We start from the raw sequence: 18,427 nt of genomic DNA on the forward strand, positions 1-18,427 counted from the left end.
GTTCTTTATTTGTTTCACCCCATCCAAAGGTGAAATCATCCCGTGAGCTTTGCATCCGCGCCATTATCCGACCTTACGTCCAATCGCACCGGGCACTTTTCCGCGCGCAAGAGAAGCAAGCGTGCGCTGCCTGATTTACCGCAATTTTATTACCACGCCAATTTTTGCGATATGCTCTCATCCGTCGACCGACTATACGGCGATATTTTAGACCCTGACGCGCAAAGTTTCTTAAACGGTTTCGCCGCCCTACCCTTCCCAGCACAATGCGCCTATGTCCGTATGGTAGGACGCAAGGGCTTTGTCTTTGATAGCGCGAAATTATCCTATCCAGAAATTGACAGAATAGCGGTACAGATAAAATGCTTACGAGAGAGCGGTTTTATACGTTCGATCCCCAAGAGCCATCACACAGATTACCTATCTGTTCTAACCAAACCTGAGTTAATTGCCGTGATGGAACAGCATTTATGCAAGAGCGCGTTTAAGCGGTCTTGGAAAAAAGACGCACTGATTGACGTTGCTCTCGCGCATATCAATGCTGATGATTTAACGCCGCCTGCGCGGTTTATCATGCAAGGGCGCCGCGATACCTTGCGTTACCTCAGTTATCTATATTTCGGTAAGATAGAGGATAACCTGCAACCGCTGACGATGCGAGATTTAGGACTCGTGAAAACGCGCAAATATGAAGGCGATATTACACCGCGCTTTGATGATAGCGCTTGCGCAAAAGCCGCCTATTTTTACGCAAGTGCCTTGCATGATTTCAGACACGGGACAGACGCGCAGATTACAACCCTGATTGATAGTGTTAAGGCTTGGCCCAAGGCCGCCTGTGATATCAGCGCCGCTGGACGCGATAAATTACTGCATAAGCTCGGCGGACTATCGGAAAGACTGAGCGATGTGGATACGGCGCTCTCCCTCTACCGCCTTAGCGATAGCCCGCTGTGTAATGAACGGCGTATCCGTCTTTTATATGCCCGCAATACTGGCGATGACAGGGAGGCGGTAAAAGCCGAGCTTGAAACCCTAATCGACAATCCAGGCAGTGACGGAGAGCATGATTTTGCCAGTGACTTTTACGCTCGCAAATATCAAAAAAAACGCACTAGCCAAGTCACCGATATGCTGCGCAGGGCGACGCGCATTGGTCTTGATGACGCCCACCGCGCCGCCCCCGAACGTGCGGCCAAAGCCTATTACAATGCCCAAGGTTACGATACATATCGCAGCGAGAACGGACCGTGGCGCATGCTATTTGGGCTATTATTTTGGGATATGCTATTTGGGGATCAGGCGCATATCCATAGTGATTTTGAACGCATGCCAACGGCCCTGAAATCTGGCTCGTTTTATGATGATAATAGTAAGGCGATTGAAGAGCGGCTATCCCTTATTCCAGATAAAAAGCGACTGCTGCTTTATCTCTTGAAAATCACTACACAGTATCACGGACATGGTAATGCTATCTTTCGCTGGAGTAGTGCGATGCTAGACCGCGTCAAAGTCCTGATAAATCACGCAGACCCTGACGGCTTGATCAGCATAATGCGTCTAACAGCTCAGAATTACACAGCCACGAAAGACGGCTATCCCGACCTTATGTTACTCAAGGACGGAACGATAAGCTTTGTCGAAATTAAAGCCGAAGGTGACGTCATTCGCCGCAATCAATTGACACGGTTCAAGCAACTCCGCGTGGCTGGCTTTAAAGTCGACATTGTCTGTATCGACTGGATTGTCGACCCCAATCAAATCTATGTTGTTGTGGATATAGAAACCACAGGTGGGCGCGCGGCAGGGCACCGCATCACGGAAATTGGTGCGGTGAAAATGCAAGGCGACCACGTCATTGATGAATGGCAAAGCCTGATTAATCCGCAGCGCCCGATACCGGAGCACATTACACGCCTTACGGGGATTACAGACGCTATGGTCGCAGACGCGCCGATATTTGCAGAAATTGCAGATGATTTTGCCGCCTTTATGGGGGACGCTATATTTGTCGCCCATAATGTCAATTTTGATTACGGCTTTATAAAAGCTGAATACGGCCGGCTCGAACGCCATTTTCGGTTCCCGAAACTTTGTACGGTTGCTTCCATGCGAAAGCTTTATTCAGGTCACAAATCCTATAGCCTTAAAAACCTGACCCAAGCTTACGCAATTGATTTATCCAGCCATCACCGCGCGCTATGCGATGCCAAGGCAGCGGCTGAATTACTTGTCTTAGTGAACGCGAAACGCCGAGACGATTTGGCTTAAAACGCGGTTCGCTCCGCATCGATAATCTCGGCTAAGACCGACACTGAAAGACGACCTGCATCGCGCATAGACGGCACCAGGCCAATAGGCCCGCGTAAGCGTGATAACGCCGCTTTATCCGCGCCTGCTATCGCTAGCGCATGAAGCCGTGCGGCATGGGTGTTACGGCTCCCCATCGCGCCAATGTAAAATGCCTCTGACGCCAGCGCCTCTTGTAACAGCGGCAACTCATAATCATGATCATGAAATAGCGTGATAAAAGCCGTCCATCTATCCATCGTGACCAATGTATCGTCTCGCGCGTTAAACGGAACCATAGTCGCGCCTAAACAGCTCAGGGCCTCAACTTCATTTTCATCAGGGCACAGCACTTGCACCGATATTCCTGCCGCAATGGCCGTTTTCACAAAAAATAGAAGATTTTCACCGCGCCCCGCAGAACAGATGTGAAGTGGCGGATAATAATGTTGCGCTGGCGCAAGCTCGCCCAAAGAGAATGTTATTGATTGGCGCGCCATAAGATTATTAAGACACATTTCCAACGCATCTATATTTGGGTCAGGTATGACCGCGGCGGTTATACCGCCCCCACATGGCAATCGAACATCAAGATAGGGCGACCCGGCGCCGTAACGTACGGTCTTTGATTTTCCGTCTTTTAATGCCGTTTTCGCATGGAGCGCAATATCGGCATCAACACAGCCATTGGACAGATAACCTGCATATTCGCCATTTTCGCAAACAATCATCGGGGTACCAATGGGTCGCGCAGAGGCACCTGAAATTTCGGTCAAAACCACGAGAACAACGCGCTGCCCAGCTTTAATGCGGGTGAGGGCGAAGGTTAAAATGTCAAGCGCGTGATATCGCGGCAGGACGGCACGCTTCATTTATTCAAACGTCTTTTCAAACCAAGTCGTGAAGCCTGCACGCTCAGCCTCGCTCATATGCAGTCCAAGCTTAGAGCGCCGCCACACAACATCATCAGCGCGAGTGACCCATTCATGCCCGACCAGATAGCGCACTTCTGCCTCTGTTAATCCAGCGCCAAATTCATGGCCGAGGTCTACATCAGGGCCAGCCCCTAATATCAGAGTCACACGCGTTCCGTAGCTCCGAGCCAAGCGGTGCAGCAAGGCAGCATCCATATCGGGGTAGCGATCGCATGTCTCTTGATAAAATTTAGTAAAATCAGCTTTGGGAATATCGCCGCCTGGCAGTTGCGCAGACTTTGTCCAAGGCACCGATTTACGCATGTAAAACGGCGCAAGCTTTTGCATCGCGTGCTCGGCAAGCTTTCGCGACGTCGTAATCTTTCCACCGTAAATCGACAGAAACGGCGCACCGTCGGTGAACTCATCGATATCAAGCACGTAATCTCGCGTGACGGCCGATGCATCGGCACTTTTATCATCATAAAGCGGGCGCACACCAGAATATGACCACAGTACATCATCAGCTGTGATATCATTCTCAAAATATTCTGACGCAGCGTCGCAGAGATAGGTTGTTTCCTCTGGAGAAATTTTGACGGGGCCCGGTGCATGATCAAAAGGCACATCCGTTGTCCCAATCAACGTATAGTCCCCTTCATAGGGAATAGCGAAAATAATACGGTTATCAGCATTTTGGAAAATATAGGCATGGTCACCGTCATATAATTTGCGTGTCACGATATGACTGCCCTTGACCAATCGTAGTCCCGCGTCATTGCGGCCCTTGTTCAGGCGTCCCAAGATTTCATCCACCCAAGGGCCCGCTGAATTGACGACCCCTTTGGCGCAAATAGTTTTAAGCTTTCCGTCTGGCCCAACGATATCGGCTTCATAGCCCGCATCTACCGCACGAAGGTCTTTGACTTCTGTACGGGTGCGGATGTCGGCTTTATGGGCAGCGGCGTCTACGGCGTTCAGCACAACCAAGCGTGCGTCTTCGACCCAGCAATCAGAATACTCAAATCCCATTTTCAACCGCTGTTCCAACACACCTTTATGCTTACCCTTACGCAAAGATATGGTCTTCGTGCCTGGCAATAATTCACGCCCGCCCAAGCTATCATATAAAAATAGGCCTGCCCGCAGTAACCACGCAGGTCGCAGACCTTTGTCATAAGGCAGCACAAAACGCATAGGCCAGATGATATGCGGGGCACCGCGTAGCAGGACTTCGCGCTCTATCAACGCCTCACGCACAAGGCGGAACTCATAATGCTCTAGATAGCGCAGCCCACCGTGGATAAGCTTGGTCGAGGAGCTTGATGTATGATTGGCTAAATCATCGCGTTCGCACAATAAAACGGATAGTCCCCGTCCTGCCGCATCGCGCGCAATAGCCGTGCCGTTGATACCGCCGCCAATGATTAACAGATCAAATTGTGATGTTTTGCTCATGTGGATACTCTAGGCTAGGGCGTTAAATTGGCAAGCGAAACTGACGTTAGGCAGCGATTAAAACATATCAATAATCGCTTCATATATAGCCGTGCGCTTTGATGTTTTGCGCCAAACCAGTCCGATCGTGCGGTGCGGCGGGCGACCCTGAAACGGCAAATAAACGATGGTATCATCTGATGGTTCTATCGCCAGCTTTGGCATTAGTGTGATGCCACTTCCGATTTTAACCATTTGACGGAGCGTCTCTAGGCTTGTCGCGCGGTAATCGGTTTGCCCCCCTGACCCGACAATATGGCAAATATCTAGCGCTTGATCGCGGAGGCAATGCCCCTCCTCTAGCAACAACAAACGATGCTCGCGCAGGACATCCGTTGGCACAGATTTATGACGCGCAAGCGTATGATCCGCAGGCACGGCCAAGTAAAAATCATCATCAAATAATTTAGCCGCTATCAGCGCAGGATCATCAACGGGCAGCGCAATAAAAGCTGCATCGAGTGTCCCTTGCCGCAGTTCCTCAATTAATACATCAGTTTTTTCTTCGCGTAGAACCAAAGATAGATCCGGTAAAGTCTTTCGAATTTTCGGCAAGACTTGCGGAAATAAATAACTCGCCAGAGTCGGGAACGCCCCAAGATTAAATCGACCCGCAAGTGGTTCCTGTGCCGTTGTCGCGGTTTCGCGCATAACGGCCACTTCGCGTAATATACGCCGCGCAGAAGCAATGATATCCGCGCCGACAGCGGTGATATGAACGCGGCGATTGCTCCGTTCAAAAATGGTCACGCCGAGGCTGCCCTCTATCTTTTTGACCTGGGAGCTTAGCGTCGGTTGACTGACATGACATAGTTCTGCCGCGCGCGAGAAAGACAGCGTGTCCCCAACTGCGATTATATATTCAAATTCTCTTAGGGTCATAAGCTCTGCCTATCACCATCATAGATAAAATCAATTGTATTTTTAAAAACAATATATATAATCTATGAAAGAAATATGATTCAAACAGGAGACTACCATGGGTAAAGAAGACATTTACGACATTAACGAAGCCAGTGAGGCGAAATGCCCCGTCATGCACGGTGCCCACAAAGACCGCGCCATGGGCAGCACGTCTTTACAGCATTGGTGGCCAGGCCAGTTAAACCTCAAAATGCTTCATCAAAACCCAACTGTAGGCAATCCTATGGATGACGGCTTTGATTACGGCAAAGCTTTCGCCAAACTCAACTTGAAAAAAGTCAAAAAAGACATCGCCGACATCATGACCGATAGCCAAGACTGGTGGCCGGCTGATTATGGTCATTACGGTCCATTTTTCATTCGCATGACATGGCATGCGGCGGGTACATACCGTATCCAAGACGGTCGCGGCGGCGGCGCAACAGGCGCGCAACGCTTCGCCCCGCTTAATAGCTGGCCAGATAACGGCAATCTTGATAAAGCGCGCCGCCTCTTATGGCCTGTGAAGCAAAAATACGGCCGTTCATTATCTTGGGCTGATTTGCTCGTCCTCACAGGAAATGTCGCGCTAGAGACCATGGGCTTCAAAACCTTCGGCTTTGGCGGCGGCCGCGAAGACATTTGGGAACCTGAAGAAGATATCTATTGGGGCCCAGAAACTGAATGGCTCGGTGATGAACGCTATAGCGGTGACCGCGAGTTATCGGATCCGCTAGGCGCAGTTCAAATGGGATTGATTTATGTGAACCCCGAAGGACCAAATGGCAATCCTGATCCGCTAGCCTCTGCCTATGATATTCGTGACACATTTGCTCGTATGGCGATGAATGATTATGAGACGGTGGCCTTAACAGCGGGTGGTCATACCTTTGGTAAAGCGCACGGCGCATCAGACCCTGACACTTATGTTGGCCGTGAACCCGAAGGCGCAACTATGGCTGAACAAGGCCTCGGTTGGGCGCAAAGCTTTGGGTCTGGTAAAGCATCAGAAATGACGACATCAGGCATTGAAGGCCCGTGGACAGCCAACCCGACACAATGGGATATGGGATATTTTGACGTCCTATTAGGCCATGAGTGGGAGCTTACAAAAAGTCCCGCCGGCGCGCATCAGTGGACGCCAAAAAAATCATCCAATGCGCCAAAAGCACCGGATTCATCTGACGCGTCAAAATCAGTACCCTTGATGATGACCACAGCGGATATGGCCATGAAGATGGACCCAGAATACCGCAAGATATCAGAGCATTTTCATAAAAATCCCGATGAGTTTGCGGATGCCTTTGCCCGCGCTTGGTTTAAACTTCTGCACCGTGATATGGGCCCGAAAGCCTGTTACATCGGATCAGAAGTGCCGAAGGAAGACTTGATTTGGCAAGATCCAGTCCCGGCTCGCAATCATAAATTGGCAAGCAAAAAACAGATTAAGGCACTTAAGGAAGCAATTCTCGCTTCTGGCTTGTCTGTCTCTGACTTGGTCTTTACGGCTTGGGCATCGGCTTCGACATTTCGCGGCTCTGACAGACGCGGCGGAGCGAACGGAGCGCGCATCCGTCTTGCACCACAAACAAAATGGCAAGTCAATGATCCGTCACGCCTCAAGCGAGTTTTGAAAGGGTTGAACGCAATTAAAGATGACTTTGAAGGTACGATATCGCTTGCAGACCTTATCGTCCTGGGTGGTTGCGCGGCGATTGAAAAAGCAGCTGCGGAAGCTGGCCATAAAGTTAAAGTGCCGTTTACCCCGGGCCGCATGGATGCGAGCCTAGAGCAAACCGATGTCGATAGTTTTGAGCCCCTAGAACCAAAAGCTGACGGCTTCCGCAATTACCTCGGTGCGTCAACACGTCCCGCCGAAGACACACTTGTTGACCGTGCACAATTGCTCACGCTTTCTGTGCCCGAAATGACGGTTCTTGTTGGTGGTCTGCGTGTGCTCGGTGCCAATAGTGGTAAATCGAAACACGGTGTGTTCACAAAGCGTAAAGGCCAGTTGACCAATGACTTCTTTGTCAATTTGCTCGACATGGGAACCGAATGGTCGGCCAAAGACTCTGAAGAAACCTTGTTTGAAGGCAAAAGCCGCAAAACAGGCAAAGTCAAATGGACGGGTACACGCAATGATTTGGTCTTTGGTTCGAACTCAATCCTCCGCTCTACCGCAGAAGTTTACGCTTGTGCTGACGCGGATAAGAAATTTGTCAAAGACTTCATCAAGGCGTGGGACAAAGTCATGATGCTCGATCGTTTCGATTTGAAATAAAGCTATATCAGATCTGAATAACTAAACCCCGCCATTTCGGCGGGGTTTTTATTTAGAAATCAGAGATTAAAACAAGACACCTCTGTCCCAACAACTTTCCCTATCCCAACAACTTTAATGCCATCAGTAATTTATCTTTATCCACACTAAACCCGCTGCGGACCCAAAGCGCTTTTAAGGCCGCCATTTTCTTACCCATAGCTTCACCTGGCTCGACGCCGGCTTTAATCAGGTCTTTACCCGTCAACGGAAATGTCGGCCGTGTCCACCCCATCGCTAGGTCTGCAAGGCTCATCCAGCGGGAAGACTTGATGGGATCATCACTCCCAGCCGCACGAATACGCGCACGGTCAATGATCACTTGTTTACCGGCCGTGTATATCGCAATCCGCTTGGTACGGTCGTCTGCATTGGGGTCCAGCGCCGTCGCATCATCCGCCCACGCGCGCAGCCGCGTGCTCTCGGAGTTGGACATTTTCAAACGCTTCGTCAAAAGAACAATGGCGAGCGGTTCGCGAGCGCCCATCGCCATAAGGCGCAACAGCGGATCAGGCTTTATCGCCTCTCTACGTTCCAGTGCCACAATAGCATCAAGCCCCACGCTATTGCTCGCCTCTGGCAGCAGCGTATCCAATATATCATTGGTCAGCATAATACGCACAGCACGGCATGGGTCAGGCGCGCTCAACAGCTTTTTCGTCTCTGACCAAATCCGTTCAGCGGACAGTGTTTTAAGTCCCTTTGCGTTTTCGCGACACGCCCGCAGAGCGTCTGCGTCAATTACGCCTTGGCCGTCTTTATGGGTGCTGCCGTACCACGCGATAAAACGGAAAAACCGCAAAATGCGAAGATAGTCTTCGCGCACACGCGCATCAGCGTCGCCCACAAAACGAAAACGGCGGGCCTTCAAATCGTCAACCCCCTGCCCGCAAGGGTCATAAACTGTCCCGTCAAAATCCGCATAAAGCGCATTCATCGTCAGGTCTCGGCGATAGGCATCCTCTGTCCAATCGGTCGTGAAGGCAACCACCGCGCGGCGGCCGTCGGTCTCCACATCTTTGCGCAGGCTGGTAACCTCATAGGGTTTACCATCAATGATGACGGTCACTGTGCCGTGATCGATGCCCGTTGGAATATGACGAATACTGGCAGCGTCCAGCACCTTGATAACGGCATCAGGTGTCAACGGCGTGGCAAGATCAACATCCGCCACGGCCTCCCCCATCAGGGCATTGCGCACACAGCCGCCAACAAAGCGAAGTTGACCTTTCGGAAAAGCCTTAAAAAGCTGGCTTACTGCTGGCTCTCGCATCCAAGCGTATTGTTGTGGGTTTAAATCGGTCATGGTCGCGTTCTAACCAAAACCGCATCCCTGTCAAAGGCCAAGCGCGTCCATCGTGTCTTTGCCAAATCCGTGATAGGCTTTTGGAAAACCCTGATCCGCAACGCCGCGCTCTTGCGCCAACACCGACAGTACGCTGCGCCCACGGTTTGGAATGTTGGGGCGAAGATTATAAACGGGATGGGTAAGCATCGTCTCCGCATCAATAAATTGCCAACCGTCGGCAACTAAGGCGTCCATGACGTCACGTAAATACAGGCCGTTTAAAATATTATGATGCATCAAAAGGCTATGCGGCATATCAGGATAACCGAGCCTGACAGCTAAGTCGTGTTTATACTGGGCGATCTCCAATACGGCTTTAACGTAGTAATCTCCATAGGACGATGTGTCCGTATTCGGGTCAGACTTAAGCCGTTTTTCTAATCGGTCAGTTGTGTACCAATCAATACTATCGATTGTGACAGGGGCATTTTTAAACCCGTTGGCGTCCATAAATGCGCGGTAGTCATTGACTTTGTCCATGGTGCCGCCTTCGGCCAAATACGGAAATCTAAAATAAGGTTGATAGCCTGCGTAGCCTTTCATGGCGGCGTGGTTTTTCAAAATATCAGCTTTGATAATATCAACGGGCTCATCACTACTGTTCATATGGGTATATGTGTGATTGCCGAGCATATGCCCCGCCGAGGCCCAGCTTTGCACAACCGCGCGACCCACGTCGCTTTCAATGAACTGTCCGGTCACAAATCCTGCCGCCTTATGATTATGGGCAGCAAAGGCATCTAGAATGGCTTGGTTACGCGCAAGCGAATCTAGTCGAATGTCAAAACCCAAATTAAAATCATCCATTGTAATGGCAATTGTTTTGACGGGTTTGGACGAAGCGGTTCGACACGCTGTTACAGCTAAGGCTGCACTTCCGACTAAAAATCCCCGCCTATTCATGCTCATGCGAATTCCCGTTCATAGAGGCGGCGCATCATCATCGCCGTCATGCCCCAAATGTTACGGTGTTTACCGTCTGGGCCGTCATAAGGCATATCATAAAGTCGGTGGTCCCGCCCGTCAAAAAAGACGTCTCGTGCAATGTGGTTATTGCCATTTAGGATGAAATCAAGCGGCACTTCAAAGGCTTCTTCGACCTCGCGCTCACATGGGACGATAGTAGCCTTATTATCAACAACACCCACAAAAGGCGTGACGCGGTAATCCGACACAGCGTCAAAGCTCGGCAGGCGGCCTAGCACTGTAATCACGCTCGCGGGCAATCCCACCTCTTCTTCGGTTTCGCGCAGGGCCGCTTGCAGCGCCGTCTCGTCGTCTTCGCGCCGCCCGCCCGGAAAGCTAATTTGCCCAGGGTGACGGGGCATAGTCATCGGGCGTTGGGTCAAGATAACCTGCCAGCCTAAATCGCGTTGCACCAAGGGCATAAGGACTGACGCCACGCGTTGCCCGTCACGTTTCACAAGGTCGGTGTCGTCATCAATCCGAAGCGGCAAAAGCGCCGATGTAATGCGTTTAATAATGGGGGCGTTTATATCAGACATTAAATTTGGTGAGCCCCAACAGGGCCGAGCGGGAAAAACGTGCCGTGACTGTAAACGCCAAGTTGAGGGCCGGCATCCGTTTGCAATTCTACCGCATGTTCAACGAGTTCATAAAATACAGCGCGCGTTAGTGAGGCCTCCAACCGTCCCCGCACCAGCACAAATGGCGAGGGTTCCAATGTGTCGGGATCCGTTTCCACCCGCAGCGGATGGGTGTCACTGACTTCGACCGTGCCGCCAAGATTGGTTTTGAAAAACAGTCTTGCGTCTTTACCGCTCCCAGTGACGTCGAGCCGCGTTGCGATGAACGGGGCACGTTCAACGGTGATACGCATTTTCTCGACGGGGGTCACCAGATATGTCTCACCGTCTTCATCTTTGCGCAGGACAGAGGCGAACAACTCAAGCAAACCCCGACGCGCAATAGAGCCGCCTTCGTGATACCAGCTCCCGTCAGATTTTATGACAATATCAATGTCCCCGCAAAAGCTGGGATTCCAATTCTCAACTGGGCGCTCGCCCGATTTAGCGTCGCCAATCGCCTTTAACAGGTCTTGCAGGGAGAAACCCTCCGCCGCTGGATTGACCGTCCCTGCGTCGTTTTGCGCTTTTTTGCTGCGTCCGTTTGTTGCGTTGTTATTCATGACAAAAGTTTTACTGATAATCCGTATTATTCCCAGCTAAAATGCTGTTAAAGGTGTTAAAAGACAATCGGCCATTTGCCGCAGAGTGCTTTAATCCGTGCGCTTTGACAGATTATGAGAGAGTTATGACCAAGATTGACCCGTCCGAGCCCATCACCAAAGCGCTAGAAAAATCAGCCCTCACGGCAGCGACCAAACTGCAAGGCGCGCGCGATAACATTAGCGCCGTGATTTTGGGCCAAGACCGCGTGGTTGATTTGACAATTGCAGCAGTTTTATCGGGCGGACACGCCCTGCTTGTGGGTGTTCCGGGTCTTGCCAAAACATTGCTGGTTGAAACCCTAGGCACGGTCTTGGGTCTTGATGAAAAACGCGTACAGTTCACGCCCGACCTAATGCCTGCCGATATCATTGGTTCCGAAGTGTTAGAAGAAGGTGCGAAAGGCAAACGTTCATTTCGTTTTATTCCCGGGCCTGTGTTTTGTCAGCTTTTGATGGCCGATGAGATTAACCGCGCCAGTCCGCGCACTCAATCAGCGCTATTGCAAGCGATGCAAGAACGTTTTGTGACTGTTGCAGGTGTGCGTCACGACCTGCCCGCGCCGTTTCATGTACTCGCCACGCAAAACCCAATTGAACAAGAAGGCACCTATCCTCTTCCCGAAGCGCAACTTGACCGCTTCTTGTTTCAAATCAATGTCGACTTTCCGACGCTGGACACAGAACGTGAAATCTTGCTGGCCACGACGGGCGCCAACCTGGCCACAGCAAAAGCCGCTATTACGGCCAAGCAATTGATGGATATGCAAAAGCTAGTCCGCAAATTACCCGTCGGTGAAAAAGTGCTCGAAGGGATTTTGACACTCGTGCGCAACGCCAGACCCGACCAAAGCGCGATGGAGAGCGTGCGCCAAAATGTCAGCTGGGGCCCCGGCCCGCGCGCTGGACAAGCGCTTATGCTTACCGCGCGCGCGAAAGCGCTGATGGATGGTCGCTTGTCGCCCTCCATTGATGATGTGCTTGATTTAGCTGAGCCCGTTTTACAGCACCGCATGGCGCTTAATTTTGCGGCCCGCGCCGATGGGGTCACGATTGCTGAGACCATCAATGCACTGAAAGACAGCATCCGCTAAGTGCCCGTCGCGCCTCTGACATCACAGACCAAATCGCTTGAGTTGCGAAAGCGGGCCGAGGCGTTAGCGGCGCCTTATCCAACGCTGCTGGCCGAAGCCGAACGCGTTGCCGCCGTGGTGACACAAGGCGTGCATGGCCGCAGACGCCCGGGTCAAGGCGAGACATTTTGGCAGTACCGCAATTATCAATCATCAGATTCCGCGCACCGCATTGACTGGCGACGCTCTGCGCGTGGTGACCAAGTCTATATTCGTGAAAATGAATGGGAAGCCGCCAATACAGTCTACTTCTGGCGCGACGGCCGCCCCGGTATGGACTGGACATCCGGTAAGAAAGTGAACGGCGTCAAACTACCAACCAAACAAGACCGCGCTTCGGTGGTCACAATGGCGCTGGCGATACTTCTTATGCGGGCTGGTGAGCGCTGTGCCGTTATGGGCGAAACCAATTTCCCTCGGACAGGCCGCGTCGGGCTAGAACGTATCGCCCATAGGCTTGCGGGCAGCGACGGGCCGATAGGTAACTTAGACGCCGATATTCCGTCACACGCGCGCTTGATTATTGCGTCGGATTTTTTAGAAGGCGCAGATGTCTGGCGCGCGCGGCTAGCTAAATTATCAGCCCGTCCAGCGAAAGGCATTCTCATTCATATTATCGATCCGGCGGAACGGGATTTTCCTTATAAAGGTCGGATGCAACTTCGTCTGCCGGGCGGATTGGCCAAATCCTTGCCACCTTTATTAGTCGGTCGCGCAGAACAAGCCCGAGAAGATTATCAAAAACGGTTCCAAGCCCATTGTGATAATATGGCGCAAATTGCGCGACGCCTCGACTGGCCGTTAATTGTCCATGAAACCGATAAGCCCGCGACTAAGGCGTTAACGGCGGCCTATGCAGCGATGGCGGGAGACGCATTATGATGTCTGCGGCGCTGTCATATTTGGTTTTAGGGCCTGTCACGTTTTTGTCACCACTTGTCTTGCTGGGTTTGCTTGTGCTGCCGATTATCTGGTGGATTTTACGGGTAACACCGCCCCAGCCTAAAAAGGCAGAATTTCCGCCACTGCAAATCCTCGCTGACGTGATGACCGAAGAAGAGACACCCGATAGCACCCCGCCGTGGCTTTTATTGTTTCGACTTTTACTCGCAGCCATTATCGCCATTGCACTGGCTCGCCCTATCTTGGGCGGTACGACTAACGACATCAGTCGCCCGCTGGCGCTAGTGATTGACAACGGCTGGGACGCGGCACCGAATTGGGCGGTGACGATAAAGGATGCGGAGAAACGTATCAGCAAAGCCCGCCGTGACAATCTAGAGGTGTTGCTTTTAACTACAACGACCCCTGATGAGACTGCAGCCTTCGGTCCAGCCCAAGCCGCGCTTGATATAATTAAGACACTCTCGCCCACAGCGTTACCGCCACAACGTGAAGCCGCCGCCAAAGTCTTGGCGTCTGTTGATTTATCTGATGCAAAAACCATCTGGATCAGCAGTGGGCTGGATTTTGGTGCGGCAGAAATTCTAGGTACAGAGGTCGCAAAGTCTGCCAGCGCTAGTCGCCTTCAACCTCTGCCGACAACCCTTCCGATAGTGCCGGGTGACGTTGTTGAAACGGGTAGCGGTTTTCGCACTATCTGGCACAATCCGCTTGCAACCGCGCGCACAATCGGCGTGACAGCCCATGATCGCAGCGGATCAGTTATCACCCGCGGCGAGCTTAATTTTATTCCAGGTAAAACGACGGCAGAGGCTGAATTTGAATTACCAGCAGATTTGCGCAACCGTATCAGTTCGCTCCGCGCGGTGGGTTTGCCGTCTGCTGGCACAGTAAAACTTCTGGATGATAGCTGGGGACGTCCCCTGATTGGCGTTTTAACCACGGGCAAGGACACGTCTAGTCCGCTGCTCTCTGAGCCTTATTATGCTCAAACGGCGCTTACGCCTCATGCCGATATCTTCACAGGCACACTTGATACGCTTTTGCCCCTCGCCCCCTCCATTATTATTATGCCAGATGAAGCGCGTATTGATGACCCCGAACTGACGGATTATGTCGAGACGGGCGGCTTGCTTATCCGTTTTGCGGGACCGAAACTCGCCAAGCGCTCTGATAGTCTTTTACCTGTTCTTATCCGCCAAGGTGACAGGGCACTTGGCGGCGCGCTCACATGGGAAGACCCACAAACACTAAGTCAATTCTCTCAAGAAAGCCCATTTTTTGGGTTAAATATCCCAAACGATGTGTTGGTTAAACAGCAGATCATGGCTGAACCCGGCGCGCAAACTGACGCGGCAACATGGGCCAGATTGGACGACGGGTCCCCCATTGTGACGTCATCGGTCAAAGGCCTTGGGCGCATAGTTCTTTTTCACGTCACCGCAGGGCCAGAATGGTCTAACCTGCCCGTTAGCGGTCTTTATGTTGATATGTTGCGCCGTATTTTACCCCTCGCTAATGCAACGCCTGCACCTGAACAAAGTACAATCGGGGATTGGTCGCCAGACCGTGTCTTATCAGGATATGGCCGCCTGATCACGCCGTCGATACAAACGGGTTCGCTCGCGGATGATGTGTTTGAACAAACACCTTTATCTGAAACCCATCCTGCCGGATTGTATAAACAAGGCTCTCGACTGCGGGCACGAAATGTCGTGACCGAGCCAGGGGCGCTAAAGCCGATTGGCAATGTTGCAGGCGTAACGCCCATGAACTTTGACACTGCAACAGACCGCACGCTTGGCGGATTACTGCTGTCTATTGCACTTATCATGCTAGCGATTGATGTTCTGTTCTCACTACTAGCTTCGGGGCGGATGGGATATTTGAAACCAAATTTCGGCAAAGCGTCCAAAGTTTTTGGCCTGATCGCCGCGCTGTCACTTATCATGATTGTGCCGTTTGACGCACAGGCCCAAGACACTGAGGCGGATAACAACCCCGAAGCGGTATCAGACGCGCTGGGGCTACATCTGGCCTATGTGAAAACAGGTAATGGACAGATTGATGATTTATCAGATGCCGCATTGCAATCTTTGTCGCGCGCGCTCACCCAACGCACAACCATTGAACCTGTGGGTGTGCGGGGCGTGACGCCAGGACAAGACCCTCTAGTGTTTTATCCGTTCCTTTATTACCCGCTAGAGCGTGATGCACAGCCCCTATCCCCCGAAGCATCTGCCGATATAAACGCCTATATGGCAGGCGGGGGAACAGTCGTGTTTGATACGCGCGACCAAGGTGACCGTGCCTTAACAGGTAACCTTATCCACCCCGGATTAGCAGCCGTCACCCAGTCGCTAGACGTCCCGCAAATCGGCCCAACACCAGAAGACCATGTTCTGACGAAGTCCTTTTATCTTATCCAGCGCTACCCCGGCCGATGGGTCGACGGCACAGTGTGGGTTGATAAAAACCGCAACGGTACAGCCCGCGACGGTGTGTCCTCAGTTATTATCGGGTCTAATGATTGGGCCGCGGCTTGGGCACTGGATGACGAGGGCCAAGGGCTTATTACACTGGAGGATGACATGCCACGTCAACGCGAAATGGCGATGCGCTTTGGTGTGAATTTAGCCATGTATGCGCTGTCGGGGAATTATAAATCCGACCAAGTCCACGCCAAAGCCCTTGTCGAACGGCTTGGCCAACAACAACGCGATATACGTGATTTGGGTCGCAGCGATGATGGAGAGCCGTAATGGAGTGGCTGCCTGATTCTATCCCGAGCCTCGCGCTAGACCCGCTTGTTCCGCTGCCCTTTATTATAGGCTTTGGTATTATTGCGCTGATTGCGGCTTTATTGGCCGGGGCTGGACGATTGCGGTCCATGTTTCTGCGTAGCTTTGCCGCCATTGCGGTGATCGCTGCGCTTCTTAATCCGCAAAGTGTTGAAGAAGACCGCACGCCGTTGCGTGATATTGCGCTAATTATTTCAGATGGGTCTGAGAGCGTGATGCTTGGCACCCGCGCGGATCAAGTCAATACCGCGCTTGATGGTTTGCAAGCTAAACTTAGCACGGACAATACGCTTGAGCTTGTCACTGCGCGCATCCCCATGGATAGTGACGGGACGCGGTTGACCGCCACCCTTATCGAAGCCTTGGGCAATATTCCGTCCGCAAGACTGGCTGGCGTGATTGTTGTCACGGATGGTCAGATTCATGATTTGCCAAATAGTGCTGACGGTATCTTACCGGTAGGCGTTCCGTTTCATGCTTTTGTCATTGGCGACCCAAAGCGCCGCGACCGCCGCATCCGCGCCACGCTTGCCCCACGCTACGGCCTTGTTGGGGAACAGGCAGAATTTCAAATACAAGTCGATGATCCGGGTTTTGAAGGCGAGCGCGCGCAGATCGAGATTAAACTCAACGGCGAATTAATTGCACGCTTTGGGGCTATTATTGGCAATCAAATTTCTATCCCACTGACCATTGAGCGGCGCGGCAGCAATACTGTCGAACTCAGCGTCGCCGAAGCACCTGATGAATTAACGATTAAAAACAATGTCTTTGTATCGGAGATTTCAGGCATTCGTGACCGCTTGCAAGTTCTACTCGTCACGGGGGAACCGCACCGCGGCGGGCGAGCATGGCGGAATCTTTTGAAATCCGACCCTGCGGTGGATTTGGTGCAATTTACCATTCTAACAAATCCCGGTATTAAATATACGAATGCCCGGCAAAACGAATTATCACTTATCGCCTTCCCAACACGGGAGCTATTTGAGGAAAAGCTTGATGAATTTGATCTGATTATCTTTGATCAATTTAAACGGCGCGGCAGAGGGGCCAATGGGCGAATGTCCCGCCCACTCCTGCCTGCGATATATTTCCAAAACATCGCAGAATATGTTGAACGCGGCGGCGCATTATTGACCGCGACTGGCCCTGCCTTTGCAACAGCGGATTCGATTTACCGCTCGCCGCTTGCCGCAGTTCTGCCCGCGCGGCCGACTGGCGAAACGGTAGAAGTCAGCTTTCGTCCCACATTAAACACCAAAGGCGAACGCCACCCCATTACGGCTGATTTTAAAAACGGCGCTTCTGACAGCTGGGGCCCGTGGTACCGCATCATTGAGAACGCGGCCGTGTCGGGTGATGTATTAATGGAAGGCCCGGGCGGAGAACCTCTGTTGATTATCGATAGTGTGCGCGAAGGTCGCGTCGGGATGTTAATGTCTGACCAAGCCTGGCTTTGGGCAAAAGGATACCAAGGCGGCGGTCCCTATTCTGAAATGTTTCGGCGTATGGCGCATTGGTTGATGGGCGAACCCGACCTCGCCGCAGAGCGCCTATCCGCGCGTGCAGATGGCGATACATTGGTTATAGAACGCAATTCGCTTGGTGATGAGGTGGCGGACGTGCTTGTGGAAAAACCAGACGGCACCTCTGAAACCGTCACCTTGACCGCGCGCGGTGACGGACGGTTTACAGGGACTGTCTCCACATCTGGACAAGGGGCATACCGCCTGTCATCCGGCACGCTTGCCACTGTGACAGCCATTGGTGCGTTAAACCCCAAGGAGTTCTCAGACTTAACCCCGACCACCAACATCCTAGCGCCCTTTGTCAACGCCACAGGTGGTTTTGGTCAATTAATTGGGGACGGCACAAACCTGCCATCATTGCGCCGCGTTAGCCCGACCGCTGCCACCTCTGGTAATAATTGGTACGGGCTACGCGCTTATGAGCGTTACAATGTGGACGCATCACGCCGCGCACCGCTGGCCCCGGGCTGGTTATTCTTTTTGCTGGCTGCGATTGCGCTGGCTTGGGCGTGGCGCAGAGAAGGTCAATAAGCGAAGGTCAACAACCCAAAAATGTAAGGCTTTATCAACTGTGTTTTTTAAGTGTTTTTAAGCCTTAA

General features: G+C 52.0%; 13 protein-coding genes. 6 read left to right on the top strand and 7 right to left on the bottom strand.

Annotated elements, in window-relative coordinates; translation table 11 throughout:
• Window positions 1–42: 42 nt before the first annotated feature.
• Entirely contained in the window at window positions 43–2,271 is a 2,229-nt protein-coding gene (locus AB6B37_RS11535; protein ID WP_371395955.1) for an exonuclease domain-containing protein, read from the top strand.
• Here the strand turns inward: AB6B37_RS11535 and AB6B37_RS11540 are convergent.
• The 3 genes from AB6B37_RS11540 to AB6B37_RS11550 are packed head-to-tail and all read right to left on the bottom strand — an operon-like array spanning window position 2,268 to window position 5,582.
• Window positions 2,268–3,161, bottom strand: coding sequence for an XdhC family protein (locus tag AB6B37_RS11540; RefSeq protein ID WP_371395956.1), 894 nt, complete (start codon window positions 3,159–3,161; stop codon window positions 2,268–2,270). The two genes, AB6B37_RS11535 and AB6B37_RS11540, sit on opposite strands and share 4 nt — an antisense overlap.
• Window positions 3,162–4,661 (bottom strand): glycerol-3-phosphate dehydrogenase, encoded by a 1,500-nt coding sequence (gene glpD, locus AB6B37_RS11545; RefSeq protein ID WP_371395957.1) that lies wholly within the window; start codon window positions 4,659–4,661, stop codon window positions 3,162–3,164.
• Between the two features lie 57 nt (window positions 4,662–4,718).
• On the bottom strand, window positions 4,719–5,582 hold the full coding sequence (locus AB6B37_RS11550; protein WP_371395958.1) for a LysR substrate-binding domain-containing protein: 864 nt from the start codon (window positions 5,580–5,582) through the stop codon (window positions 4,719–4,721).
• 97 nt (window positions 5,583–5,679) lie between these two features.
• Here AB6B37_RS11550 and katG point away from each other — a divergent pair, with 97 nt between their 5' ends.
• Window positions 5,680–7,887, top strand: a complete 2,208-nt coding sequence (gene katG / locus AB6B37_RS11555; protein WP_371395959.1) for a catalase/peroxidase HPI — start codon at window positions 5,680–5,682, stop codon at window positions 7,885–7,887.
• Between the two features lie 100 nt (window positions 7,888–7,987).
• Here katG and AB6B37_RS11560 read toward each other — a convergent pair whose 3' ends face one another.
• Genes AB6B37_RS11560 through AB6B37_RS11575 form a run of 4 tightly spaced genes read right to left on the bottom strand, consistent with a single transcriptional unit; the run spans window position 7,988 to window position 11,423 of the window.
• Window positions 7,988–9,232: a CCA tRNA nucleotidyltransferase gene (locus AB6B37_RS11560; RefSeq protein ID WP_371395960.1), complete on the bottom strand. Its 1,245-nt coding sequence runs from the start codon at window positions 9,230–9,232 to the stop codon at window positions 7,988–7,990.
• A 30-nt stretch (window positions 9,233–9,262) separates the two neighbouring features.
• A complete protein-coding gene (locus tag AB6B37_RS11565; RefSeq protein WP_371395961.1) occupies window positions 9,263–10,183 on the bottom strand; it encodes a polysaccharide deacetylase family protein in 921 nt (306 codons plus the stop codon).
• Window positions 10,180–10,779 (bottom strand): CoA pyrophosphatase, encoded by a 600-nt coding sequence (locus AB6B37_RS11570; protein WP_371395963.1) that lies wholly within the window; start codon window positions 10,777–10,779, stop codon window positions 10,180–10,182. The genes AB6B37_RS11565 and AB6B37_RS11570 overlap by 4 nt, the downstream gene beginning before the upstream one ends.
• A complete protein-coding gene (locus AB6B37_RS11575; RefSeq protein ID WP_371395964.1) occupies window positions 10,779–11,423 on the bottom strand; it encodes a DUF1285 domain-containing protein in 645 nt (214 codons plus the stop codon). The genes AB6B37_RS11570 and AB6B37_RS11575 overlap by 1 nt, the downstream gene beginning before the upstream one ends.
• A gap of 125 nt (window positions 11,424–11,548) precedes the next feature.
• Between AB6B37_RS11575 and AB6B37_RS11580 the strand changes: the two genes are divergently transcribed.
• Genes AB6B37_RS11580 through AB6B37_RS11595 form a run of 4 tightly spaced genes read left to right on the top strand, consistent with a single transcriptional unit; the run spans window position 11,549 to window position 18,359 of the window.
• The gene (locus AB6B37_RS11580) at window positions 11,549–12,556 is read left to right on the top strand and encodes an AAA family ATPase (RefSeq protein WP_371395965.1); all 1,008 of its coding nucleotides are present in this window, start codon (window positions 11,549–11,551) and stop codon (window positions 12,554–12,556) included.
• Complete coding sequence (locus AB6B37_RS11585; protein WP_371395966.1) at window positions 12,557–13,477, top strand: DUF58 domain-containing protein; 921 nt, start codon at window positions 12,557–12,559, stop codon at window positions 13,475–13,477. It begins immediately after the preceding gene.
• Window positions 13,474–16,260 (top strand): DUF4159 domain-containing protein, encoded by a 2,787-nt coding sequence (locus AB6B37_RS11590; protein ID WP_371395967.1) that lies wholly within the window; start codon window positions 13,474–13,476, stop codon window positions 16,258–16,260. The genes AB6B37_RS11585 and AB6B37_RS11590 overlap by 4 nt, the downstream gene beginning before the upstream one ends.
• Window positions 16,260–18,359, top strand: coding sequence for a hypothetical protein (locus tag AB6B37_RS11595; RefSeq protein ID WP_371395968.1), 2,100 nt, complete (start codon window positions 16,260–16,262; stop codon window positions 18,357–18,359). The genes AB6B37_RS11590 and AB6B37_RS11595 overlap by 1 nt, the downstream gene beginning before the upstream one ends.
• Window positions 18,360–18,427 lie beyond the last annotated feature (68 nt).

Source organism: Fretibacter rubidus (assembly GCF_041429785.1).
Classification (GTDB): domain Bacteria; phylum Pseudomonadota; class Alphaproteobacteria; order Caulobacterales; family Maricaulaceae; genus Fretibacter; species Fretibacter rubidus.